Origin of the sequence: Fusibacter tunisiensis, from assembly GCF_016908355.1 — a bacterium.
Taxonomy (GTDB): Bacteria; Bacillota; Clostridia; order Peptostreptococcales; family Acidaminobacteraceae; genus Fusibacter_D; species Fusibacter_D tunisiensis.
Genome location: NZ_JAFBDT010000016.1, coordinates 1 through 25,554 on the forward strand (window position 1 = coordinate 1; position 25,554 = coordinate 25,554).

A 25,554-nucleotide genomic window follows, 5' to 3' on the forward strand; every position below is an offset into this window, starting at 1 on the left:
CGCTGACGATTGATAAGAAACTTGTCTATTTCAAGCGTGTGATAGATAGAACTAAATGCGGCATAGCCGAAGTTTTTACGGTTGTTGGTGCCGATAGATAGTTGGCTCTTAGGATTGAAAAGAACTTGAATCTTAGAGTTTTCTTGAGCAACTTGAATTTTCATCTCTTCAACAACTTTTGTAAAGTGAGCAATAGGATCTGGAAACTCCTTTTCTAGAACATCAATAAAACCTAATGATTGTATTGTTTTTGAACGTGATTTCTTAGCAAGCTTATCATAGTAACTTTCGACTATTGATAAATATGTTCTACCAGTCTTTTTATTGTTAGCTATCCTTAAGTACATAACATCTCCCAAAAATTATAATATATTACAATTATACCATAATAAAGCAACTTACGCTATAAAAATATGAAAGAAAAATAAAATAAAAAATCCCTAGACTAGTTATAATAACTTTAGTCTAGGGATACCTATGTATTAACTTGCTGCAAAACTCGGGACGCTTTTATGAGATAAATCAAATTATTTAAATACGGGAGACATCTGTTATACTATTAATGGATGTCTCTTTCATCATTTTATAAAACAGGAGGAGCTTATGATCAATCAAGAGAGACTTGTAAACGCATTTATGGACTACGTCCGCATATCAAGCCCAACCAAACAGGAAGGCGAATTTGCAAAATTCATCTCAAATGAACTTAAATCTCTTGGACTTGAAGTTACAATTGACGATGCGGGTCCGAAAGTCGGTAGTGACACAGGAAACGTCATCGCAAAATTTAAAGGCAACGCAGATGCTGAACCGATTTTGTTCAGTTGTCACATGGACACTGTCTCGCCAGGAATCGATATCAAACCCGAAATTAGAGACGGGGTAATTTACTCTGACGGAACAACTGTCCTCGGCGGTGATGATAAGGCTGGAATTGCAGCAGTTCTAGAAGCCATACGGGTTATTCAAGAAAATGACTTACCGCATGGTGATATAGAGATTGCCTTTAGCATTTATGAAGAAGGCGGCCTACACGGTGCAAAGAACTTGGATTATTCTATGTTCAAATCTAAAAAAGCCTTTGTTTTAGACAGCGGTGGTACGCCTGGACAGATTATTACCAAAGGACCCGCCCAAGATAAAATCGATGTTAAAGTAATCGGAAGACCTGCTCACGCAGGTGTTGCACCAGAAGAAGGCATAAGTGCCATTATGGTTGCAAGCGCTGCCATCAGTCGAATGAAACTGCTTAGAATTGACTCTGAAACAACTGCAAATATTGGGACAATCTCTGGTGGAACTGTAACCAATATTGTAACACCAGAAGTCAACATAAAAGCAGAAGCTAGAAGTTTAAACAACGCCAAACTCAAAGCCCAATCCGATCACATGGTTGCGTGTTTTGAAGAAGCTGCTAAAGAGTTTGGTGCAAAGGTAGACTGTAAAGTCGTTCGTATGTATTCTGCATTTTCAGTAAATGATACTGACCCAATTGTTGCTTCAGCTGTTAAAGCTTGCGAAAATATCGGCCTTACACCCCATATTGAAGCATCAGGAGGCGGTAGCGATACCAACATTTACAATGCAAATGGCATCACGGCTATTAATTTTGGAATTGGCGAAAGAAAACCACACACTTTAGAAGAACACCTCCATATTAAAGACCTCGTAAATGCTTCTAAGTTGGTGTTAGAACTCATTAAAGTGCATCAAAAATAAGAATTTACCATCAAAAAAGAGACGCTAAGCGTCTCTTTTTTTGTGGTGCACCCGGCGAGATTCGAACTCACAACCAACGGATTCGAAGTCCGGTACTCTATCCAATTGAGCTACGGGTGCTTATTAAGTTGTAAGAAAAAAGTCACTCTATCGAGTGACTTAATCATGGTGATCCATCCGCGACTCGAACGCGGGACACCCTGATTAAAAGTCAGGTGCTCTACCGACTGAGCTAATGGATCCTATTGGCTGGGGATACAGGATTTGAACCTGTGCATAACGGAGTCAAAGTCCGGTGCCTTACCGCTTGGCGAATCCCCAACAAAATGGGGCGACTGATGGGATTTGAACCCACGCATGAAGGAGTCACAGTCCTTTGTCTTAACCACTTGACGACAGTCGCCACAATACATATCACTCAATAAACAGTCAATGGTGCGTCCGTAGGGACTCGAACCCCAAACCCTCGCCTTAGAAGGGCGATGCTCTATCCAGTTGAGCTACGAACGCACATATTGGTCGGGGTGGCAGGATTTGAACCCGCGACCCTCTGGTCCCAAACCAGATGCGCTACCAAACTGCGCTACACCCCGTCGTTTACTGACGAATTTTATTATACAGTATCCACGCAGTTCAGTCAACACTTTTTTCTGTTTTTCCACCTATAAATAGACATGTTTTAAAACCATCTCATTGTCAGAAAATTCAATAATTCCAATGCTTGCATGGGTGTGTGGAAATGGGTGGGTAGGACTACCAGGATTAAAGAGGTGAATTCCAGACGACTCCAGGTGTATTGGCTTATGTGTATGTCCAAAACACACAATGTCCACCTCCGCTTCAAGAGCCTTGTAGTAGAGTCTTGTCAAAGTATTTTTTACACCGTAAAGATGGCCATGGGTCAAAAGCACTCTATGACCACACCGTTCTAAAATGAGGGCATCTGTTAACCTCACACCCAAATCGCCATTTCCACGCACTGAAAAAAGGGGCACATCGGGAAAGTCTTCTGTGTCTCTATGGTAATCCCCCAAATGCCAAATTTCATCAATTGTGTCCTTATAGTGTTCAAGATATGCCATTAAACGTTCAGATTTGCCATGTGTATCACTGATTACGACAATTCTCATGATAAGTCCTCAATTCAGTTTTCAACTTTTTAAGCGCATTTGCACGGTGACTCATGCGATTCTTTTCTGTAGCATCCAGTTCAGCAAACGTCTTATTTAAATTTGGAACCACAAACAAGGGATCATAACCAAACCCATTTGTTCCAATCTGCTTTCTGCCAATAATACCTTCTACTTCACCTCTCGTAACAATACGATGCCCATCTGGAAAGAGCATGGCAATAACAGATACAAATCGTGCTGTTCTCTCTGAATCTTGAACGTGATCCAGTTCAACCAATAATTTTTGCTTGTTGTTTTCATCGTTTGAAGGTTCACCAGCATATCGGGCCGAGTAGACACCTGGTTCACCACCAAGTGCGTCTACTTCAAGTCCCGAATCATCCGCCAAGGTAATCTTGCCTGTTCGGTCAAAAATTGCTTGTGCTTTAATGAGGGCATTTTCTTCAAAAGTCTTTCCAGTTTCTTCTATCTCCAAATCGCCAAGCCCAGCTTCTTTCATCGTAACTAAGCGGTATCCAAAATCCGCTAAAATCGCTTGAATTTCTTTTAATTTATGGCGATTAGACGAAGCCAATATAATTTCCTGCATTCCCCTATGCCTCCTCTAAGACTCTATTTTGAGCTTCTGTTAAGTCCTTTATTCCTTTTTCAGCCAAGATCAAAAGGCGATCCAATTGATGCCTATCAAACGGTTTTTCTTCACCAGTACCTTGAATCTCAATGTATTCGCCTGCGCCAGTCATAACAACGTTCATATCCACATGGGCACGCGAATCCTCTTCATAACACAAATCCAAAATTTCATTTCCCTCTACAATGCCAACGCTAACAGCTGCTACTGATGTCTTAATAGGATTAACTGAAATAAGACTTTTTTCTATTAAGGTTTGGATGGCATCTTTTAGGGCGACATAGGCCCCTGTAATCGATGCCGTTCTTGTGCCACCATCTGCCTGAATCACATCACAATCTATCCAAATCGTGCGTTCACCCAATTGTTTAAGATCCACAATCGATCTCAATGACCTACCTATCAACCGTTGTATTTCTTGGCTTCTACCATCAATGCCCTTTGTATTCCTCGATTTCCTCTGACCTGTAGACCCCGGTAGCATCCCATATTCGGCAGTAATCCACCCTGACCCAGACCCCTTTAGAAATCCAGGAACCTTCTCTTCAATTGTTGCTGTACAAATTACTTTTGTGTGCCCCATTTCAATCAGCACTGAACCAGCAGGATGCAAGATATAGTGCCGAGTTATTTTGACCGGTCTTAAATCAGTGTTTTCTCTATTATCCATTCGCATATACGCCTCTTTCTAATCTAGGAAGTCAACCAACCCTCTTGCAATTGCATCAGCAGCCCTTTTGAGATAGGTATCATCCATTAATTTTTGTTGCTCTGCAGCATTTGTTAAAAACCCAAGTTCAACCAAAACAGCAGGCATGGCAGTTTCTCTTAAGACTACAAGATTTGGCCTCTTCACAATGCCTCTGTTGACTGCACCAAGCGACTTAATTAACTCATTTTGAATTTCAGTTGCCAATCCTTTCCCAGCTGACATGGCATCACTTGCATATAGGACTTCAACCCCGTTTGTCGCAGACTTTGTATGTGCATTGGCATGAATGCTCACAAATATATCTGCGCCCAGTCCATTGGCCATACCCGCTCGATCATAAAGATTTACATACTCATCTTTAGACCGTGTCATATACACTTTAAAGCCCAATTGTTCTAGTGAACTTTGAAGCATAATGGCTGTCTTCAGGTTAACATCTTTTTCATATACCAAACTCCCAACTGCGCCTGGATCACGACCCCCATGGCCCGCATCAATAACCACAAGTTTCTCTTTAAACTCCGAATCTCGAATTTGTGTATTTACAAAAGTCAAAGAGACATACTCTTTTGTGGAAATGTTGGAAACCTCCGTATTTTCACCTACCCGAATAATGACATCATAGCTGTCTTCCGTTTCTACAACCTGAAGGGATTCAATAATTGCATCATTTACCGGATAATCAAAGCTGCCAAGGTCTGTTGTGGAAAGGGGTAATGAAAACGTAATCAGTCTTTGGGATTCATTATAAACATAATCATAAGCTGTTTCTTCAAACAACCTAATATCAAGCCTTGCAGATTCATTGCTATTTTTTACATATTCAAAATTATTAATTAGCGTCTCTGTGACATACACATATATATCCCCGCCTTCTATTTCAACGTAAAATTGATCTTGGGCAATGGGCTCTGTTAACTGAACTGTAAGCCGGGTCACATCTTCAAGGTTCTCATACTCTGGTACTTTTATCTGTTCATAAGCAACTGACCTGATTTTTCCCTGATTAACACCTATATTCTCTGCAATCCCATCATTTATATGCAGGTAACTTCCCAATACATCTACAACAATCTTATCGCCATCAAATTTTTGATTGATACTGGGATTTTCACTGGTTTTTATCACCACAGTGTCTGTTGCGTAAATTTTCTTATAAATCACGTCATCTACTGTATTGATCATTCGGATTACAAATTCCCCTGTCTCAGAGTCATAGAAAAAATCATGACCACGTCTCACTTCTTGGTTGATAATAACGCGAGTTGTATAGGGGTTATCTTCTGTTTGGGCCAGTTCAACAGTGTCGATGCCAAAAATATTATCTGAGATGTCATAGATCCACTTACTGCCTTCAAGTGTCCAATCTTTTCCCATTTGCCCAATGTCCATTTTGGTATTCTGTATGTCCACCACCGTTTGATCTTGTCCACCTAAGTCGGTACCACGAATAACATAGGAAGTTGCATCTACTTTTCCAGTGATCTTAAATCGAATTTCAGGATATTGTCCCTTATAATTTAAATAGCCGCCTGTTAACGTTTGCTCCGGATTGTTAATGGCCACCGTACGGGTTTCAGGAATCCAGGCCACATCCAGCCCCATCAATTCCACTATAAACCGTACAGGTACGTACGTTCGATCAACCCCTTGATAATTAAAAATTCGAGGTGCAATCCCATTGGGCAAATAGACACGCTCACCATCCACACTTGCATAGGGATTGTCAATTTGAATGACAACGTTTTTCCCGTCTAATACAAACGCAACTTCCCGACTTGATCCAATCCATTCATAGGGAACATCAAGTGCGTTAAAAACAGCAGAAATAGGCACCAGAGTTCGATACTCTCCCAAACTGTTTTTCTCTAAAATTCCAGGGGTGTCTGAAAACAAGTCTTCCCCTTTGAGAATCAAAGAAACAGCGGTATAATCAATAGACTTCCAAGTTGTTGTATCTGTAAGAACAACTGTTTCAGACTCCAAATATTTGTTTGCAAAGGTCGGACCCGAGACCGGCATGAGCCCAGCCAGCATGATGATTGCCAATAAAATTGTAAGTTTATGTCGCCATACTCTGTTCATAGTTCTTCCTTTCTATATCACTTTATAGAGTTCATCCGCTTCAGGTGCTGGAATTACATCAAACACTTCTTCTATAGATGGGTCGCCGAAATACAGACGCATTTCTTTCTCTTTGGTAATGGTCCCCACTTTTGAAAATGAGACTTCAGCTTCCTTAAATGCGCGCTCTAAATCCCCTGCCCGCTCTGGATTTACAGCCATAATCATAGACCCACTTGCAATGAGTTTTAAAGGATCTATGTGGAAATGATCGCATATCTTTTGAGTCACTGGGTGAATCTTAATTTTTTCACTTTTCAAACGACACCCAACATTTCCAGCCGTGCAGAGTTCATGAATTGCGCCTAAAACACCGCCTTCAGTTGCATCATGCATGGCTGAAACGCCTATATCCGCCCCAATTAACCCCTCTTTTAGCACACTCACCTGCTCAAAAAATTCTTGGGCAGTACTAAGTTCTTTATTGGATAAAACTTCTAAAAGTGCCTGTCTCTTATCAGAAGCAATAATTGCAGTCCCTTCCAAACCAGCTACTTTAGTCATATAAAGGTAATCTCCAGGTACAGCCCCTTTGGTTTGAATCAATTTGTCTTTTTCAACTTTTCCAATTGCAGTAGCAGACACAATAATACGATTCACAGCAGAAGTAAGTTCCGTATGCCCCCCAATAATTTCAACACCTATCTCACTTGCCGCACGATTGGCATCTTGTAAAATAGCTTCTATCGCTTCTGTTTTCGTATCTTCAGGGCACAGAACGGTCAACATAAGACCTGCTGGGACAGCACCACTACTTGCAATGTCATTGACACATACGTTTACAGCTAGATTTCCCAAATTAGAATTGCTGCCTGTTATGGGATCTGTGGTAATTACGCAGGCCAAGTCCCCAAACTCTATTGCTGCACAATCTTCACCCACAGCTGGCCTAACTAAAATATCATCTCTGACTTGATCTATATGGTTAAGTACAACACGTCCCAACGTTTCATTGGTTAATTTTCCAGTTTTCATATGTCACCTCTTGACTTGTGATTTCAGTATATTATTTAATCATGTCTTCAAAATCAGATTCTGTTAAAATGGCAATATTCAGTTGTTTGGCTTTATCCGCCTTAGAGCCTGCTTTTTCGCCTGCGACTACAAAATCTGTTTTTTTAGAGACGCTTCCACTGACTTTCCCACCCATAGATTCAATTAATGCTTTAATCTCATCTCTTGTGTACTTTTCAAGCGTTCCTGTAACCACTACAGTCTTACCTGCAAAAACACCCTCTGAAATCCGAGACAAACTACTGGTCATGTTAACGCCATTCATAGCCATTCGACGAATAACGTCGCGCATGGATTCTAAAGAAAAGTAATGTAAAATGCTTTCGGCCATTTTATCGCCTATTTCATCAATTGAAACCAAATCATCATATTTTGCCTGCATCAGGTTTTCCATTGAGCCAAAAACACCCGCTAAGGTTTTGGCCGCCTTTTCACCAATCAATGGGATTCCAAGTCCAGATAAGAGGCGATACAAATCATTGGATTTGCTTTTTTCAATTGCTGCAAGCATTTTTGATACAGATTTTTCACCATACCCCTCTAAATGAATCAAGGCCGCCTCGTGATCTTTCAATGTGTACAAGTCAGCGATATTCTCTATAAAGCCTTCTTCAATCAAAGTTTCCACAAGCGCTTCACCAACCCCATCTATATTCATAGCGGTTCTAGAAACAAAATGTGTCATTGCGCGGTGGAGTTTTGCAGGGCACGCATCATTCGTACACCGTATTGCCGCTTCACCAGGTCGCCTTATGGTGTCAAAACCACAAACCGGGCAACTGGATGGTAACACATAGGGCGATGACCCCTGAGGCCTTGCATCAAAATCAACTCTTACAACAGCAGGGATTACATCACCTGCCTTTTGAATCCAAACTGCATCCCCAACGCGAATGTCTTTTTCTTTTATAAAATCCTGATTGTGAAGTGTTGCTTTTCCTATAACGGATCCCGCCAAATTAACTGGTTCAAAAATTGCAAGCGGCGTCACGACACCCGTTCGGCCAACTTGAACTTCTATGGCTTTTATACGGGTTTTTGCCAGTTCAGCAGGAAATTTATAAGCAATGGCCCATCTTGGGCTTTTTGCAGTGTTGCCAAGTTTCTTTCGGTGGTCAAAGGCATTGACTTTAACGACTAACCCATCAATTTCATAGGATAGATCATGTCTTTTTTCAGCCATTTCCAAACAATATTTGTAAACCGCTTCCATAGAGTCAAACACTTTCATTGCCGCTGTCTTAAACCCCATCTGATTCAGCCAGTCAAAAGTTTCTTTTTGTGATATTAAAGAAGCTGATTCTGCACCAGACAACACATCAAAAATAAAAAGATCCAAAGGTCTTGAAGCTGCAATTTTCGAGTCCAATTGCCTTAACGACCCTGCAGCTGCATTTCTAGGATTTGCAAACCCTTCTTTGCCACTGAGGACTTGTTGTTCATTGAGTTTAACAAATCCTGATTTTGGAATGAACACTTCCCCGCGAACTTCTAAATCAAAGGGTTCAGAAAGTTTTAAAGGTACCGAGCGAATGGTTTTAACATTTTCACTTACATTTTCCCCTTCAGTTCCATTCCCACGGGTAGCACCCCGTTTAAACCGCCCATTTTCGTATTGAATTGCCACTGACAAACCATCAATTTTATATTCAACAACATATTGAACCTTTTCATTTAGCTCTTTTTGAATGCGATTGTCAAACGCCAACAAATCCGGTTCGTTGTAAGCATTATCAAGACTTAAAAGTGGAACGGGGTGAATCACTTTTTCAAAAACGCTAAGTACCGACCCACCAACTCTATGTGTTGGCGATAAAGGGTCGTCAAATTCAGGATGCGCTGTTTCAAGTTCTTTGAGTCTATTCATTAGTGCATCATACTCGGCATCCGTTATCTTAGGTTGGTCCATTACATAATAAGCATAATTGTAGGTTTCAATTACCTGTCTAATTTCTTGTATTTCTTCTAGAATAGATGCGTTCATATACCACTCCATATTCTTAATTTTTAATCTACTGTCTTTAAGGGCGCCATGCTGGCACTTAGTTTTTTAATGCCGTGCGCATCAAAAACAATTGTAATCATATCTTTGGCCTGGTCCATTGAAACCACCATTCCAGAGCCAAAGGTTTTATGTGTAACCTTATCACCTGCTTTATATCCCGAAAAATGTTCGGCGGTGTTCTCCGGCGCTTTCACACGCTGAGGAGCGGCACTGCGTAAATTTGATTTCTTTTTTGGTGTCTGAATGTCAAAAAACGAAATGGTTTTTGTCTTTTTATCGCCATACGTCTTGATTTCTGGCATACCATCTTTCCCTTCCATCAATTGAGCATCCATTTCCTTTAAGAAGACACTTGGGATCCGAGCTTCATAGCGTCCAAAGTGGTTCCTGTTTTTTGCATGTGAAACGTGCAAACATTTTTCAGCCCGAGTAATCCCCACATAGCAAAGACGTCTTTCTTCTTCCAACGCCTCTTCGTCATCCATAGATCTAAATGAAGGAAATAACTGATCTTCAAGTCCAACCAGAAAAACAACAGGAAACTCCAAACCTTTTGAAGCATGAATGGTCATAAGGAGAACCGCATCGTCTGAGTCGTTCAAACTGTCCTGATCACTCACCAGCGACGTTTCTGCCAAAAAATCTCTCAAATTGGGATTTTCAGAACGCTTCTCAAATTCTTCAACAACCACTCTAAATTCATAAATGTTATCAATTCTACCATCTGCTTCTATTGTCTTTTCAAGCTCATAAGCACGTACAATCCCGCTTTGCTCAATGAGATCATCATAGAGTGTTGTCACAAACTCCGATTCCAAGCGCATTCTCAGGCCCGAAATCATTTTATAAAATGCTTGAATGTTTTGAAGTGCTTTTCCAGAAATACCTTCAATTTCAACGGCATGCCCACAGGCATCGAAAAGACTCATCTGATTTGCACTTGCATATATTTGTATTTTTTCAATGGTTCGATCGCCCAGGCTTCTTTTAGGTTCATTGATAACCCTGAGAAAACTCACATCATCTTGATGATTTACAATAAGCTTTAAATACGCCATAAGGTCCTTAATTTCCTTACGGTCGTAAAACTTCGCGCCTCCAAGAACTTTATACTGAATCCCTTCGAGCATAAACATATCCTCAAAAGCACGCGACTGGGCATTGGTACGGTAAAGAATTGCAAAATCTGACAGACTATAGCCCGAGTCTCGAATTTGCTTTTTTATTTGCTCTATGACATTACGGGCTTCGTCTTTTTCATCATAGGCCTTATAATACTGAATTTTGTCACCTTCTGCTGCATCAGTCCAAAGCATTTTGTCGCGTCTGTTGGGATTGTTTTTTATAACACTGTTCGCCAGAGACAAAATGTTTTGTGATGACCTATAATTTTGTTCTAGCTTGTATACTTTAGCCCCCACATAATCTTTTTCAAACTCTTGAATGTTCCTTATGTCAGCACCGCGCCATCTATAAATGGATTGATCGCCATCACCTACAACAAAAAGGTTGTGGTATCGCCCACTTAAATACTTGACCAATTCATACTGGGCTCGGTTGGTATCCTGATACTCATCCACATGTATAAATTTAAATTTATTTTGGTACATTTGAAGAACATCTGGATGTTTCTGAAACAGTTCAAGTGTTTTAAGAAGTAAATCATCAAAATCCATCGCTTGATTTTGTTTGAGTTTTGCCTGGTAGCGTTTATAAAGTTTAATGAACTCGCGCTCTCTAAAGTCTCCGCCATAAAGGCCTTCATAAGCTTCAGGGGTAAGCATGTCATTTTTGGCACCCGATATTTTAAATTGGTACGTTTTAAGCGGTGTCATTTTTTCATCAATGTTCAACTCTTTGTAGCATGATTTTAGAGCAGATTTTTGATCTGTTGTGTCATATATGACAAAATCACTGCCATAGCCAATTTTTTCACCATCGCGTCTTAAAATCCTAACGCATATTGAGTGAAATGTCCCAATCCACATTTGATTTGAGACGGGGCCTACCAGTGATTCTATTCTCGATTTCATTTCACTTGCTGCTTTATTGGTAAAGGTGATTGCCAAAATATTAGACGGGAAAATATCATGTGTTTCTATTAGATTTGCAATCCTATACGTTAAAACGCGCGTCTTTCCCGATCCGGCGCCTGCCACAACTAAAATAGGGCCGTCCACAGCACACACGGCCTCTTTTTGTACGGTATTAAGTCCATTTAAGTCCATTCACAATGCCTCCAAATATTAAAGTGTCAAGTTGACAAGCAGACCTTGTATCTCGCCAACTCTTTTTAAAACATTGATTTCTTTATGTTCTCGCTTCAAAATCAAATTTGTTAGTTCAACCAATTTCGCGTCAATTTCTGCTACAGTCCGGAGTACTTTGGCGCGGCCCATTTTCGAAAAGCCTCTTTTCTCCCGGATTTCATAACCTTGATGAACAGTTTCCTCTATAAATCCTCGAATTAGATCTTTGTAGGCAAATAGATTTTCAACCGTTCGATTTTCAACAAGAGCCTGACCTTTTTCATCAATCTCATCCAGCGCTTTTTGAAGTGCTTCTTTTTGCTGATCATAGGCCTTATGTGATAAAATCTCCGTAAAACTAATTTTAGGCCTTTCAGTCGGTTTCGATGTTACAGGCGACGTTTGATTCCCGGATTTTACGGTTTTGGAAGTTTTTCCAACTTTCATGATTAAGCCTCCTCATCGGATGCATCTTCTATAACGGATACAATTTTCCCCACAAGTTCCAAAACACGTGCCGGCAAAACATCCCTTAAATCATTGTGAATCATGTGCTTCACCCTGCTAGGATCCTGATCAACATAAAGGCCATTGGCATTGGCCTTGTCAATAACTTGAGAAGCCATGGAACTGAAATCTTCATTTTGATCAAAATGTTCATAATCCTGAGTTATTTTTGAAGTTTTCATATTTTAAAGTCAAATCCTTTCTCCGGTTGATATTCAAACGTTTCTTTAGGCTGTTTTTCCTGTGTCTTTGTTGAAAAATCCGACCACTCAAGCGTGCCTTTATCATACCCTATTTCATCTAGGGTTTCAAACACACCATCGAATGCTGGTTTTATTTTTTCAGGCGCGTCTGTCATGACTTTAACTGAAACCTTGCCTGCCTGTATGGTTACTCGAATTCCCAACCCACCAAGTTTTCTTGAATCCATGCCAAAATAGAGTTCTGTATTATCGGCATCCAGTCGCATACCATTCTTTCGACCACTTACATATACTTTCATAGAGCCAACCGATTCACCATCTTCATAAGGCATGTTAAAATAGTGTGTTTGCCTGCCTTGATCTTGATTCTGCTGATTCATCATCTGTTGTCCCGTTAAATTCATCAATGATTTTTGGACAGTACGCTGGTCCGTTTCCTCTTTCATCAATTTCAAAAGTATTTCTTTAACATTATTTTGTTGCCATTCCATATGTTTCTGAAAATCCTTTTGCTCCACTTTTTCCGCAATTTCGGCTTCATGATTTACACCTGTAAACCTTAAAATCTCCATAATATCTCTGGCATGTCGAACCCCAGACGCGTCTTTTGAAGCTGTAAGCACAGCTTGTGCCTGCGCATCTATCCGAATACGATTGGGAAGGGGATTTTTATCACTTAAAGGGCGCTCAAATAAAGGTTGGATTGCCTTTCCATTCTGAGTCACAAAGGCCTCCACACGTTTTAAAGAGGGCTTAAAGACCATTTCATCAAGTTGCTTCTGAACCTCTTTAACCAATTGAACCGCCTTTGCCACATCCCCCTGAAGCACAAAATTTTTCGCATCACCAAGTCTTGCACTGGCATGCATTAGTTCTTTTTCCATATACATATCCGTAAATAAGGTCACATTGCTACGCAGGATCAAACGATCCGTTTTTTCAATGGCCATCATAATTTTATCCGTTAAGTCAGCAGGTTTGATGTGTTCCGGAACATCCAAAACTTGAGACATCTCACTTTTATAAACCTCAAACGTTTTTGAGGCTGCAATTGTGGCTTCCGTTGTTTGCTCAACTAAAAATTGTTTCACGTCCATCAGTTGATTGTCTAAGAGAACTGACATCTGATCTAAAGTTGCAATCACTAGCGCTTCAACATCACTTGAAACAACTTCCATATCTTCCGGTATTTCCGATGTAATTTCTGGAGCAATGTCTGGCTTAATGTCTGGCTTAATGTCTGACGTTTGAGTTTCTACCTTTAACGGATGTTGATCAATTGATTGCTCATAATCAGTTGAATTATGGTTACTGGCTACTGGTATCTCGCTTATTATTTTTGACAATGCGCTCATCCATTGGTCCATTGATGCGTCTTCATCTAAGATCACACGACCCGTTTGACCGACGAACTCTGATAGCGCCTTTACAATTTGAACAATTGCCTTTTTAAGGTGCGTTTCATTCTTAAGGGTATCAAGAATTTTTTGCTTAACCTCTTCGGGTATTTTCAAATGGCGAACAAGTCCTTCAACTTCTTTAAGGGTCATTTGAGGAAGTGGTGTTTCCACTTCTAAAAATCCAGTTTCACGAGATATTTCACCTGTCAATGCAATGTGAATTGCCTGCAAATTATCTTGAGACAAATCGATACCTTTTGCCAAAGCCATTTCAACGGTCTCCAATTTCTCATCTGTGGTGCCTTCGGCAGTTTCCATAAATCGATTGATAATTTCCATACTCTTAACATCTGGTTTTTGATTGTATTTTTCAAACAAGCGCCTTATGGCTTGTTCATCTTTTGATTCAATTTTTGTCACAACAGGCTGATGGGCCTGCTGCTTATTAGAAAGCTCTTTCGGGGTGCTTTTCCCCATTAAATTTTGCATCCAACCATTAATTTTCATAACATCCACCTCATATAAAGTTATCGGCGGTCATCTTATGAATTGTTAGGCACAACCCGCTTTTTTTCACGTGCTGTTGTAAGGGTCAAAGATAACATAATCAAAGCACCCCCCGCCATTTGCTTCATAGAAATCAGGTCTCCTAAATAGAAGTAACTGAATATGATGGTTATAATTGGCAAAAAATTAATAAAGAGTGCTGATTCGGTTATCCCCAACAAGTCCATTGCTTTTGCATAATAGTAAAATCCCAATACCGAAGCAAATATGGACAAAAATATCAAATGGCCATATCCAGAAAGTGTTAAGTCATGCCATAAATTGTTTTCAAACGGAATGGCAATTATAAAGAGTGGCAGACTGTAAAAAAACTGATAGTAGATAATTGTCAAATACGAGTATTTTTTAAAGAGCGGACGTGAGGCCATGGAATAAATAACCCAAGAAACGACCGCACCAAGCATCATCAAGTAGCCTATGGCTTCATCAGCAGAGAAAAAATCCTTCAACTTCATATCTACAACCAGAACAACACCCAAAATCGAAATCACAATGGCAAAAAAATCAAGCGCCCCTATCCTTCTTTTATAGAGTATGGCTTCAAAAATTAAAGTCACCATCGGAATAGAAGCAATGATTAAAGAGGCTGGTGATGCAGAAATATAATAAATGCCCAAATTTTCAAAATAAAAATAGATGGCAATTCCAATAGCACCTGCTAAGATAAATAAAATCCGATCTTTAGGATCAATCTTTAACGGCTGTTTGTGGAGACGCATCATGCCATACATAATTGCCGTTGCAATTATAAATCTAATACCACCAATGGTCATTGGCCCTAAAAAAGCCAATAAATACTCGGTACTTACAAACGAAATTCCCCAGAACAAAACAGGAATTGTGACACTGATTAAACCTTTTGTTTTATTTTGCATACGCATCTTCTCCATCTAGTTGTTTAATTTGTTCAGCCGCTACATACGCTGACGCAAAAGCCCACTGCAAGTTGTAGCCACCTGTATCCCCATCCACATCCATCACTTCGCCTACAAAATATAGGCCATTAATGATTTTGGACATCATCGTTTTAGGATTAATCTGCCTAAGTCCGACACCACCAGAAGTTACCATAGCTTCATTTAAATCCGATAACCGGTTTATGCGCACTTCATAGCCGGTTAGCGCATCCACGATTTTTTTACGATTTTCCTTTGTCAGTTCAGCCAATTTCATCAGTCCATTCAACTGAACTTCTTTTAATACAAATTGCTTGACGCGGTCTGGTAAGTTAAGTTGATTCATTAAAAAGGAAAGTGGGTTTCTGCCATGAGACGCAATCACCTCTAAAATTATATGATTTAATTTGTCTGCTTCTATGCCCGCCCAATTCAGTTTGAGCACATCCCCTTTTTCAATATACCTGCTATGGTCCAAAATTCCAGGACCACTTAACCCAAAATGCGTGCATAATATATCGCCACTAAAACTGTAAATTCTTTTCTTCTGACGTTCTATCGTACAGCTCATCTCTCGAATGACAAGTCCCTGTAATTCCTTTAAAGCATCTGATTTGATATAAACAGCAGCTAAAGCTGGTTTAGGCGCTACAATTTCATGCCCAAGTTTATCGGCCATTAAATACCCGTCCCCAGTGGTTCCCAATTTAGGATAAGTATAGCCTCCCGTTGCCAAAACCACAGATTTCGTGGTAAAGGATTCCCCCTTTACACCAACACTAAAACCAAGATTGTTTTCAGTGATACTAAGAACCTGAACCCCTGTTTTAATCTCTGTTTGATCATAAGATTTGATGCTTGTAACCAAGGCATTTAAAACATCCTTTGATCGCATTGACACCGGAAATATCTTTCCATCTTCACGTTCTATAGTTTCAACACCCATCTTTCCAAATTTTTCAAGAACCTGTTGATTTGTATGACGATTGAGGGCGTGCTTAACAAATTTCCAGTGCCCACCATAATGGGACTTGAATCCAGCAATAGGACCACCATGCGTCAGATTACACTGACCATTTCCAGAGATGAGAAGCTTTAACCCAAGTCTTGTGTTTTTTTCCAAAATTAGAACACGCTGATTTGGGAGTTGAGCAGCAAGATATAGCCCAGATGCACCTCCACCAATTATTATTGCATCATAAATCATGTTTACCTCTTTTTCATTTCACGATATAATACACACATGAATCCCCTTAAGGAGAAAAATATGGCTCTCGATGTCAATGGCATTCTCAATGCGCTTCGCAGCGGAACACCACCAAAAAAACACATCGTTTCAATTCTTTCAGGCCGAACGGATGAAATTAAAAACTTTAAAGCAGTATTAGACACCACTTCAACCGGCACTGGCATGGTCAAATTTATGGTTGGAGACTATGGTGCCGGAAAATCCTTTTTACTTGAAACCTTCAAGCATATTGCGCTCAACGACGATTTTGTTGTGTCTGAAATGCAGCTTAATAGTGGGTTTAGATTCAACAAAATAGAAGAATTCTATTACGCCATTATGCACAATTTGGCCCTTAAAGCTCTCCCGCAAGTAACTGCTTCTTTTGATGATTTGTTCAACCTTTGGATTGAAAATTTAAAACACGTTCCTGACAACACTTTAAAATCTAAAGAAATTTTGTGGGTCTGTGACGCTTTGGCGAGGTTCAACACAAACTATTCAAGAGCTTTCTTAAGTTACATACGGGCAAAAATAAAAGGCGATTTTGAAACGATTAGGGCTTCATCTGCCTGGTTATCCGGCGAAAAACATATCCCATATGCTATGAAGCAAAAAATTGATTTAATCGGTTCTATGGATCGGCAAAATGCCATTGACTTTTTAAAGGCTTTTGTCAAATTGATTACACTCATGGACTATAAAGGTCTGGTTATTTTAATTGATGAAGCCGATCTTATTTTAACCGAAAGATCGGATATCCGATCAACAGCACTGTCAAACTTAAAATACCTTGTCGACCTCACCACAACCGGTGATCTTCCAAATACTTTAATTGTCTTTTCTGGTGCAAATGATTTGATTGACAATCCAAATTTCGGGGTATTATCACAACCAGCACTGTTCCAAAGAATCCAGCATCACATTTGGACGATTTCACCACTTTCTCGGGAACATTTGCTAGAGCTTACAGAAAAAACACTTGAAATTTTTCAAAAGAAATATGTGCTCCCAAGCGGGATTACACCAGAGCACGTATACACAAAAATAAACCCTTCACCACAAGTGCAAACACGTGAATATGTAACGGCGCTCATGACAATTTTAGATCAAGAGACAAATTAACGCTACCGTCTCTATTTTACACCATTATTTCATGAATATATGAGATTTTTATCAAAAATTCTATTATAATATTTTTATAACATCAATAAAGGAAGGTGCATCTATGAAAGGAACCGTTGTAAACATTTGGCTCAATACCATTTCAAAACTTTATGGCGAAGATACCAAAAACAGCATTCTCACTCAGGAAGGCTGGGATCCCAGAAAACTTATAACACCACTTGAGGAAATTGAGGACCAAAAGATTTTTTCATTAATCAGTGCCTTTGCTAAAAAAGATGGCATTACAAGCGACGAGCTCTGGCGTAAAATTGGTCAACGTAATATTCAATCATTTTACAGTTGGTTTCCATCTTACTTCGACGCATCCTGTTCTATGAGTTTCCTTATGATGATGGATCGCGTCCATACACAACTTACTAAAATGATCCCAGGGGCCAAACCACCACGCATGATTCCCGAAATACTTGGGGAAAAAGAAATGACCATTACCTACAAATCAAAACGTGGTCTTTTCCAATATCTAGCTGGTCTCTTTGAAGGTGTCTCCGAACACTATCAAGAAAAGATTGATGTAAAAATCCTGGAACAATTTAAAGAGTCAGATGGCACCCATGTTGGAAAATTCCATCTAACATTTGAAAAATCACCACAGGTTGTTCGCAAATACAAATTCTCAAGAGTTTTATCTTTAGGGTTTATAAAAAATCTACCACTTAAAATTACACTTTTACCAACACTGCTTTCCGTAGGTGCAATCTTAATTTTAAACGGTACAGATAACATACCGCTACTTATTGCAACACCTGTTGTTGTTGCAGTATCAAGTATTTTAACTGGTAGCGCTATCATGAAACCTCTTGAAGACATAAACCAGGAACTGGATCGGATTAGACGAATTGACATCCCAGAAGACGTGGTTGTGAAAACTGGAGACACTTTTGAAAAATCATATATGGAAATTGCCAAAGCAAAAGATGGCATCCGCGAGGAGTTCACTTATTTTAAAGGTGGCATGGATGATTTATACTCATTCACAGACAAGTTTTCCGTCGTTGCTAAAAATCTTGGTAACGTTTCGGATTTGATTTCCCAATCTGTTCAAGAAGTTGCTGAAGGTGCCATTCATCAAGCCACAGAAACCGAAGGATCCGTTAGCATTTTGGCGGATAATATAGAAATATTAAATCAAATCAGCCAACGCGAACTAGAGGGTAAGGAAAGTCTGGAATCAGCAGTGGAAAAAATCGAACTTTCCTTTAACGACATCGAAAAGGTCTCTTTAAACCTAAATCAAGTAAAAGATAAATTTGCAGAAGTGAACACACAAGGCAATGAATTGAGCAAAAAAGTGAAAGACATCATCACAATTGTCAGCACCGTTGAGAGCATCGCTGAACAAACAAATCTTTTGGCACTTAACGCATCAATTGAGGCAGCCCGTGCTGGCGAGATGGGTAGAGGATTCAGTGTGGTTGCAGAGGAAATTCGAAAACTTGCAGAAGACTCAAAAGAAGCTGTAAGTACAATCAACAACAGTTTAAATCAATTTACACACGGCGTAAACAGCATGGTTAAGCAAGTAAACGATCAATTTATCGAGCTTGATAACGGAACTCAAACCATGGCCAATGTAACTGAAGAAAGCAAAAACGCTTCCAACCGGATAAAAGTGGTTTCAGATTCTATTTCCGAAATTTCAAGTCAGTTGTCAAGTGAAACACAAAAGATCAACAAAGTCTTTGAGAACATGCATACATTGGCTGCAATCGCCGAAGAAAATTCAGCAACCTCTCAGGAAATGAGTGCTAATGTAACCAGCTTCTCTTCAGAAATTGCTTCATTAACTGAAAACATTTCAGAACTTGAAAAAGTTGTCTTGTTCCTGAAAAACGAGCTCAAGAGATATCACTTATAAATAAAAGGCCATGTTGCAACTCTAAGAAATTAGAAATGCAACACGGCCTTTTTTATCTTTGCAAAATTGCCCTATCCTTTTAGACAAGACGCGGATTTTCATAGATGTTGATTTTAAAGTATAAGAAACTATTTAAGACCAGCCTCACAGTCATATCAAGTGCAATTGCGAGGAAAATAACATTTAAAGAGAAGTGAAAAAGATAAGCTGCTGAGAGCGCAATTGGGACGCGTACCAAATAGAGGCCAACACCTGCCGAATACATCGGCATTTTTGTATAACCGCCTCCTCTAAGAGCGCCACCGATTACACCCGCCATATTTTGTGGCACTTGAGCCAATCCACAGTAAATCAGATAGACAGTTCCAATAGAAATTAAGCTCATATCATCCGTCATAATCCCCAACATAAAATTAGGAAAAAAGACCAAAATCCCACCGCCTATTATAGACATTACAATTGCCCACATTAGAATTTCTCTAAAATAACGTTTGGCATTTTCAAAATCTCCCGCACCTAAGTACCGACCAACATATGCTGTCGCCGCAACTTGAAACCCAGCAGCAGGCATATAAGCAATACTCTCCGCTTGAAGGCCCAACTGGTATGCTGCATACGCATCATCCCCATATGTCAAAATGGCACGAATTAAAAGCACAGAACTTAATTGCCAAAACAAAGATTCTATTGCACTTGGAATCCCTGTCCCATATACCGCTTTCATAATCGGCTTTGAAAATTTGAAAAATTCAGTTAAGCCAACTCCCTCCAAAATACCACCTTTTCTACGCATAAACACAATGGCAATACCTGCTGCAATTGCTTGAGAAAGCACCATTGCCATCCCTGCGCCCAAAAGACCATATGCCGGAACAAATAAAAACCCGCGTACCAGTATCAAGCCCAACACCACATTTAGAAGATTCATTATCCCACTTATAATCATAGGTGTTGTGGCATCCCCTTTTCCCTGCAGGGCGCCAGAAGTAATAATAACAGTTCCCAAAAATGGCATTCCAAGGCCAACAATTCGAAGCAAGGTTGTTCCAGTTTCTAGAAGTTCACCACTTGCACCAAAGAGTTTCAACCAATATTGAGGTACCAAAAGAAGTGTCAATACAAAAATAATTGATAAAATTATAATCGAGCCAATGGTTTGACGTATTGCGTTTTGTATTCGATCAAAATTATGGGCGCCTAAGGCTTGTGCGATAACCACTTGAACCCCAATTGCAATCCCTTTATAGGCTGCCCAGATAATCCCTCTAACACGGGTACTTAGGCCCATCGCGCCAATGGCAATATACCCCAAATCGCCAATCAAGGCCATTGAAACGATTCCCACCAACATTTCCAATATATTAGCCGCCATAATCGGAACAATCATTTTTAAGATTGATATCCGCATCTCTTTTTTGTTTTCCAAACTACCAACCATGCCCCACCCCGGTAAATTTTTATTTCGCTTCCCTTAATATTTTAACAGAACATACATGGATGTAAATCAAATCTTTTTAACTCAAAGCAAACAAAAAAGCACGGCTCTATCACCGTGCAATTTTATCACTAAATCTTAAGTTATAGAAGGTTCTACCGATGTAAAATCGGAGAAATACGTTTGTAAAGCAGGAGTGTTAAAAACGAAAGAACAACCCCTTTAAAAAGATTAAATGGAACGATTCCATAAAGAACAAGGGTTTCCATTGAAACGATTGATTTGTTAACGGCAGCCCCCATTCCAATAATAGCCTCTAACGGCATAAAGTTTGAATAAAATGGCAACATAACATAGTAATTTGCCAAACCACCAACCATTGCCATCACTAAAGTGCCAACTGCAAGGCCAATAATCGCAGATTTCTTGGTTTTATGCCTTTTGTAAATCACTGCCGCAGGTACAACAATGGCAATTCCAACTACAAAATTCGCAAGTTCACCAACACCACCTGTTGATGTTTGCAACAAATGCAACAAATTCTTAACCGCCTCAATGGCGACGCCAGCCAAAGGCCCCATAGCAAATGCACCAATCAAGGCAGGGAGATCACTGATATCAATTTTTAAAAATGCTGGAAAAATCGGTACAATCAGTTCAATTTGCATCAGTACAAAAGCCAAAACACTGAGCATGGCAATTTTCGTCATCTGTGATACAGACAACTTCTTCTTTTCACTTGTAATCATAAGCCTACCTCCAAAATAATATGCGGGTTTATGACTTTGGCGCAATAAAAAACCCCAAAGCATGTCACTTCAGGGAAAATAGACGTGAAACATAAACCTCTTCTTCCATCCAGACTTTAACTGTCGGCTCTGGAATTCAACCAGATCAACCTTTCGGCTCGCGGGCTATACCGCCGGTGGGGACTTTCACCCCGCCCTGAAGATTATTTCATAGTCAGTTTAGCAGATTCATAACCACCTGTCAAGCAGCCACTTCTTGTACTTTTTTACGACGTGTTTTAATCACTTTCTTTTGCCATTTGCCACTTAAATATATGCCTAGTCCTACAATACAAGTAAGGAAATTACTAATAACCATAGCATACCAAATGGAGGAAGGACCAAAACCGCTGGAATTACTAAGGTACATAATCATAGGAATTCGTAGCGCCCATAGCCTTCCCATCATAAGAACCATGGCGTATAGTGTATGACCTGACCCTTGAAACGTCCCAACAAATATCTGAAAGTAACCCATCAAGGGTACCGAGATTAGTATCACACGTAGATATTCTGTCCCACTTGCAATAACTTCTGGATCGGTCGAAAAGAGCGCCACAATGCCTCTAGAAAATGGCAACATGATTCCAGCACCGATTATCAAAATAATGGTAGACAACTTAACGCTGGTCCAAACCGCATTCTTTGCCCGATCAATGTTATCAGCACCTAAATTTTGTCCGACCACCGGTGCGAGTGCGCTGCCAATTCCCATGGCCGGCATCATAATTAGAGAGTTAATTCGATTGCCAATTGCAAAGGCTGTTAGCACAATTTCACCAAATGAAACCAAGAAAACATTTAGAACTGTAAAACCAAACGCTGCCATTGCTTGGCCCATCGATGATGGCAATCCAATTTCTACAATCTTACCAATGGCTTTCTTATTCGGTTTTAAATCCGCAACTGAAACAGCCAGACTTTGTTGATCTCCAAAAACCGATACGATTCCATATATCGCAAATATCGCCGTAGATAAAACCGTTGCCAACGCTGCACCTGTGATTCCTAGGTCCAAAACAAATATAAAAATTGGGTCCAAAATAATGTTAAGTCCTACTGAAAGCGCGCCAATAATCAGCGGTGACATGGTATCTCCCTGACCTTGTTTAATTGCATTAAACGCATTCATCATAAATTGAGAAAACAAACCTGCAAACATAACACTTAAATAGGCAACGCCATTCTCATAAAGCGTACCTGTAGCCCCCATCCATCGAACAACATACGGGGCAGCAAAGTAGCCAATAGTCCCAAAAACCAATGACATCCCGAGCAAAAGAATAATCGCCTGCCCAGCCATGTTTCCTGCCTTCTTGTGATCACCAGCACCAATGTACTGAGAAATAAGGGCTGAAGTCGCCGTTGTCATTCCAATCCCAAAAGACAACATTAAAAAAACAACTGGCCAAACAAATTGAACACCTGCCACTTCATTGCCACCAATTTTACTGATAAAAAATGTATCTGTTAAATTGTATAGCGTGTGTATGAAATTATTGAGCATTACAGGTAAAGCCAAAGTCAAAATGACTTTCTTCATATTTCCATTTAAAATCAATTCTCTCTTTTTTTGAAAATCCATTTCTTTCTCCTGAGTCTTTAATAGATTTAGTATAGCACAAAATCATTCGCGGCTCAAATATTTCGGGACACTAAACTTTAAATGTGAACGCATTTTAATAATTGTAATTTTCCATAATCTGATATAATGAACTCATCAAAGAAATAGGGAGGATGTCATGATTGTTGGAAATTTCAATAAGTTGCCCGCTAAACCCGTTACCCATCCCGACGCTCAAGATGCAGCAATGAAAGTTTTAATCTCACCAAATGAAGGGTGGGATGGCTATGTCATGCGCGTTGTGGAAGTCGAAACTGGTGGCCATACACCGAAACACGCACACGATTGGCCACATATCAATTATGTTATAGAAGGCAATGGAACCATCTTAATTGGAGATACTTTGCACGCAGTAGAATCCGGTAGCTACGCTTATATCCCCAATAACACCCTGCACCAATTTTCTAACACAGGGAACTCTGTATTTAAATTCATCTGCATTGTGCCAGAGGAAGGCCATCAATAATACTTACAAAGGGGATAAAAATGCATATTCAGAAAAAGCTTAAACTCATTCGTGAACAAATGAAAATGGCAAAAATTGATGTGTACATCATTCCATCCAGTGACCCACATGCAAGCGAGTACTTGCCCGATTACTACAAATCAAGGGAATGGGCATCTGGTTTTTCAGGATCAGCCGGCACCCTCGTGTTAACACTTAAGGATGCCGCTTTATGGACAGATGGACGGTATTACCTTCAGGCTGAAAAAGAATTAGAGGGCAGTACGATCAAACTTATTAAAGCTGGTCTGCCAGATTCCCCTGAAATCGGCGAATGGATTGACCAAGTATTGCAAGCGCCTTTTAAAATTGGATTCAACGGTTTCCAAATGATGGCCGGGTTTGTTGAAACCCTTAAAAATCATTTTGAAAATACATCTGTAACTTATGATTTTACGTCAAATCTCGTAGATAAAATTTGGTTGGACCGACCCTTACTGCCTGCTGAAAAAGTTTATAAACATCCCGACAATTACGTGGGCGCCTCTACACAAGAAAAACTTATGCGCATTAGAAAAGCCATGAAAACCTATGGGGCCAGCAGCCATTTACTTACCAAACTCGATGACATTGCGTGGATTACAAATTTAAGAGGCAATGATATCAAGCACAATCCATATTTTATGTCCTACCTGTTTATCACCTTGAACACTGCGTTTTTGTATGTTGATCCTTTAAAACTCAATGATGAAATCGTTGAAGCAATGCACGCTGCAGAAATAAAGATTAAACATTACGATGATTTGCCACAAGACTTAGAGTCCTTATCCTGCGAAACAGGCATTCTCGTAGATAAATCCGCAACACCATATTACATTTGGCGTAGTTTAAAAAACCGATGCAAAATCATTAACAAACCAAATCCAAGCACAAGTTTAAAAGCGATAAAAAACGAGATTGAACTGGCTCATATTACAAATTGTCACATTCAAGATGGTGTTGCAGTTGTTAAATTTATGTATGCCCTATCAACCGTCCCAGACCTAGAAACACTCACTGAATACGACATTGATACAATGATTACAGAAAAGCGTGCTGAAAACCCTCTTTTCATCGGCCGCAGCTTTAGTACAATTGCGGGATACGCTGATCATGGTGCAATCATGCATTATAAAGCAGAACCGAAATCTGCCTACCCGTTAAAACCAGAAGGTTTTCTGCTCGTAGATTCAGGTGGGCAATATATGAACGGAACCACAGATATAACTCGTACCATTGCAATGGGGAAACTCACCCAGCAAGAAATGACAGACTACACCCTGACACTTAAATCCATGATGGCGCTCTCAAGAATGACTTTCTTGAAAGGGGCTACCGGAACGCATCTGGATACCATAGCCAGAATGCATATGTGGGCAGAAGGAATGGATTACAAAAGTGGTACGGGACATGGCATTGGGTATTTGTTAGGTGTTCACGAGGGCCCTCATCGGGTCAGTATGAACCCTTCCAGCGTTCCACTTGTTCCAGGAATGATTTTATCCAATGAGCCCGGTGTTTACAGATCCGGTGCATATGGTATACGTCTGGAAAACGTTCTTGCAGTCGTGCCACATCTTGAAAATGAATTTGGTACTTTTTATAAATTTAAAACTTTAACCTTATGTCCATTTGACCTAAATGCTATCGATTTAAACCAACTCACAGAAACCGAACGTCTTGAACTCAACGCCTATCACGCAGAAGTGTTTAAGGAATTATCCCCTTATTTGTCGGCGTCTGAGGCCAAATGGTTAAAAGATGCAACACGTTCACTATAAAAAAAATTCCG

The 25,554-nt window shown here is 39.9% G+C and carries 20 protein-coding genes, 6 tRNA genes, 1 pseudogene and 1 riboswitch; of the genes and pseudogenes, 5 read left to right on the forward strand and 22 right to left on the reverse strand.

Annotated features, from left to right (window positions below; translation table 11 throughout):
- Nucleotides 1-347 (reverse strand): annotated as a pseudogene (locus JOC49_RS09235) (IS1634 family transposase); the annotation flags it as partial.
- Between the two features lie 256 nt (nucleotides 348-603).
- Here JOC49_RS09235 and JOC49_RS09240 point away from each other — a divergent pair.
- Nucleotides 604-1,719, forward strand: coding sequence for a M20/M25/M40 family metallo-hydrolase (locus JOC49_RS09240; RefSeq protein WP_204664621.1), 1,116 nt, complete (start codon nucleotides 604-606; stop codon nucleotides 1,717-1,719).
- A gap of 43 nt (nucleotides 1,720-1,762) precedes the next feature.
- Here JOC49_RS09240 and JOC49_RS09245 read toward each other — a convergent pair.
- From JOC49_RS09245 to JOC49_RS09330, 18 genes are all read right to left on the reverse strand, one after another.
- Nucleotides 1,763-1,839 (reverse strand) — tRNA-Arg (locus tag JOC49_RS09245).
- A gap of 46 nt (nucleotides 1,840-1,885) precedes the next feature.
- Nucleotides 1,886-1,961 (reverse strand) — tRNA-Lys (locus JOC49_RS09250).
- A gap of 4 nt (nucleotides 1,962-1,965) precedes the next feature.
- Nucleotides 1,966-2,040: transfer RNA gene (locus tag JOC49_RS09255), tRNA-Gln, on the reverse strand.
- A gap of 6 nt (nucleotides 2,041-2,046) precedes the next feature.
- Nucleotides 2,047-2,122, reverse strand: a tRNA-His gene (locus JOC49_RS09260).
- A 30-nt stretch (nucleotides 2,123-2,152) separates the two neighbouring features.
- Nucleotides 2,153-2,229, reverse strand: a tRNA-Arg gene (locus JOC49_RS09265).
- Nucleotides 2,230-2,235: 6 nt separating this feature from the next.
- Nucleotides 2,236-2,312, reverse strand: a tRNA-Pro gene (locus tag JOC49_RS09270).
- A gap of 69 nt (nucleotides 2,313-2,381) precedes the next feature.
- Nucleotides 2,382-2,849, reverse strand: coding sequence for a metallophosphoesterase family protein (locus JOC49_RS09275; RefSeq protein WP_204664623.1), 468 nt, complete (start codon nucleotides 2,847-2,849; stop codon nucleotides 2,382-2,384).
- The gene (locus tag JOC49_RS09280) at nucleotides 2,827-3,441 is read right to left on the reverse strand and encodes an XTP/dITP diphosphatase (protein WP_204664625.1); all 615 of its coding nucleotides are present in this window, start codon (nucleotides 3,439-3,441) and stop codon (nucleotides 2,827-2,829) included. The genes JOC49_RS09275 and JOC49_RS09280 overlap by 23 nt, the downstream gene beginning before the upstream one ends.
- A 4-nt stretch (nucleotides 3,442-3,445) precedes the next feature.
- Nucleotides 3,446-4,159: a ribonuclease PH gene (gene rph / locus JOC49_RS09285; protein WP_204664627.1), complete on the reverse strand. Its 714-nt coding sequence runs from the start codon at nucleotides 4,157-4,159 to the stop codon at nucleotides 3,446-3,448.
- Nucleotides 4,160-4,171: 12 nt separating this feature from the next.
- Complete coding sequence (locus tag JOC49_RS09290; RefSeq protein WP_204664629.1) at nucleotides 4,172-6,280, reverse strand: N-acetylmuramoyl-L-alanine amidase; 2,109 nt, start codon at nucleotides 6,278-6,280, stop codon at nucleotides 4,172-4,174.
- A 12-nt stretch (nucleotides 6,281-6,292) separates the two neighbouring features.
- The gene (locus JOC49_RS09295) at nucleotides 6,293-7,294 is read right to left on the reverse strand and encodes an AIR synthase family protein (RefSeq protein ID WP_204664631.1); all 1,002 of its coding nucleotides are present in this window, start codon (nucleotides 7,292-7,294) and stop codon (nucleotides 6,293-6,295) included.
- Nucleotides 7,295-7,325: 31 nt separating this feature from the next.
- Complete coding sequence (gene ligA / locus JOC49_RS09300) at nucleotides 7,326-9,317, reverse strand: NAD-dependent DNA ligase LigA (RefSeq protein WP_204664633.1); 1,992 nt, start codon at nucleotides 9,315-9,317, stop codon at nucleotides 7,326-7,328.
- 23 nt (nucleotides 9,318-9,340) lie between these two features.
- Nucleotides 9,341-11,566, reverse strand: a complete 2,226-nt coding sequence (gene pcrA / locus JOC49_RS09305) for a DNA helicase PcrA (RefSeq protein WP_204664635.1) — start codon at nucleotides 11,564-11,566, stop codon at nucleotides 9,341-9,343.
- A gap of 18 nt (nucleotides 11,567-11,584) precedes the next feature.
- Nucleotides 11,585-12,034, reverse strand: coding sequence for a YaaR family protein (locus tag JOC49_RS09310; RefSeq protein WP_204664637.1), 450 nt, complete (start codon nucleotides 12,032-12,034; stop codon nucleotides 11,585-11,587).
- A 2-nt stretch (nucleotides 12,035-12,036) separates the two neighbouring features.
- On the reverse strand, nucleotides 12,037-12,276 hold the full coding sequence (locus tag JOC49_RS09315; RefSeq protein ID WP_204664639.1) for a hypothetical protein: 240 nt from the start codon (nucleotides 12,274-12,276) through the stop codon (nucleotides 12,037-12,039).
- Complete coding sequence (locus tag JOC49_RS09320) at nucleotides 12,273-14,204, reverse strand: hypothetical protein (RefSeq protein WP_204664641.1); 1,932 nt, start codon at nucleotides 14,202-14,204, stop codon at nucleotides 12,273-12,275. The genes JOC49_RS09315 and JOC49_RS09320 overlap by 4 nt, the downstream gene beginning before the upstream one ends.
- Nucleotides 14,205-14,239: 35 nt before the next feature.
- Nucleotides 14,240-15,139: a DMT family transporter gene (locus JOC49_RS09325; RefSeq protein ID WP_204664643.1), complete on the reverse strand. Its 900-nt coding sequence runs from the start codon at nucleotides 15,137-15,139 to the stop codon at nucleotides 14,240-14,242.
- Complete coding sequence (locus JOC49_RS09330) at nucleotides 15,129-16,367, reverse strand: BaiN/RdsA family NAD(P)/FAD-dependent oxidoreductase (RefSeq protein WP_204664645.1); 1,239 nt, start codon at nucleotides 16,365-16,367, stop codon at nucleotides 15,129-15,131. The genes JOC49_RS09325 and JOC49_RS09330 overlap by 11 nt, the downstream gene beginning before the upstream one ends.
- A 60-nt stretch (nucleotides 16,368-16,427) precedes the next feature.
- Here JOC49_RS09330 and JOC49_RS09335 point away from each other — a divergent pair, with 60 nt between their 5' ends.
- Together JOC49_RS09335 and JOC49_RS09340 are read left to right on the forward strand one after the other, a co-directional pair.
- Nucleotides 16,428-17,513 (forward strand): BREX system ATP-binding domain-containing protein, encoded by a 1,086-nt coding sequence (locus JOC49_RS09335; protein WP_204664647.1) that lies wholly within the window; start codon nucleotides 16,428-16,430, stop codon nucleotides 17,511-17,513.
- A gap of 103 nt (nucleotides 17,514-17,616) precedes the next feature.
- Complete coding sequence (locus JOC49_RS09340) at nucleotides 17,617-19,431, forward strand: heme NO-binding domain-containing protein (RefSeq protein ID WP_204664656.1); 1,815 nt, start codon at nucleotides 17,617-17,619, stop codon at nucleotides 19,429-19,431.
- Nucleotides 19,432-19,510: 79 nt separating this feature from the next.
- Here the strand turns inward: JOC49_RS09340 and JOC49_RS09345 are convergent, their stop codons facing one another.
- The 3 genes from JOC49_RS09345 to JOC49_RS09355 all read right to left on the reverse strand — a co-directional run bounded on the left by JOC49_RS09345 (nucleotide 19,511) and on the right by JOC49_RS09355 (nucleotide 23,239).
- Complete coding sequence (locus tag JOC49_RS09345; protein WP_204664658.1) at nucleotides 19,511-20,869, reverse strand: MATE family efflux transporter; 1,359 nt, start codon at nucleotides 20,867-20,869, stop codon at nucleotides 19,511-19,513.
- A gap of 152 nt (nucleotides 20,870-21,021) precedes the next feature.
- Nucleotides 21,022-21,615 (reverse strand): ECF transporter S component, encoded by a 594-nt coding sequence (locus JOC49_RS09350; protein WP_204664660.1) that lies wholly within the window; start codon nucleotides 21,613-21,615, stop codon nucleotides 21,022-21,024.
- A gap of 93 nt (nucleotides 21,616-21,708) precedes the next feature.
- Nucleotides 21,709-21,823, reverse strand: a riboswitch (FMN riboswitch).
- Between the two features lie 33 nt (nucleotides 21,824-21,856).
- The gene (locus JOC49_RS09355; protein ID WP_204664662.1) at nucleotides 21,857-23,239 is read right to left on the reverse strand and encodes an MATE family efflux transporter; all 1,383 of its coding nucleotides are present in this window, start codon (nucleotides 23,237-23,239) and stop codon (nucleotides 21,857-21,859) included.
- Nucleotides 23,240-23,396: 157 nt separating this feature from the next.
- Here JOC49_RS09355 and JOC49_RS09360 point away from each other — a divergent pair, with 157 nt between their 5' ends.
- Both JOC49_RS09360 and JOC49_RS09365 read left to right on the forward strand, forming a co-directional pair.
- Nucleotides 23,397-23,744, forward strand: a complete 348-nt coding sequence (locus JOC49_RS09360) for a cupin domain-containing protein (RefSeq protein WP_204664664.1) — start codon at nucleotides 23,397-23,399, stop codon at nucleotides 23,742-23,744.
- Between the two features lie 20 nt (nucleotides 23,745-23,764).
- Nucleotides 23,765-25,543, forward strand: coding sequence for an aminopeptidase P family protein (locus JOC49_RS09365; RefSeq protein WP_204664666.1), 1,779 nt, complete (start codon nucleotides 23,765-23,767; stop codon nucleotides 25,541-25,543).
- Nucleotides 25,544-25,554 lie beyond the last annotated feature (11 nt).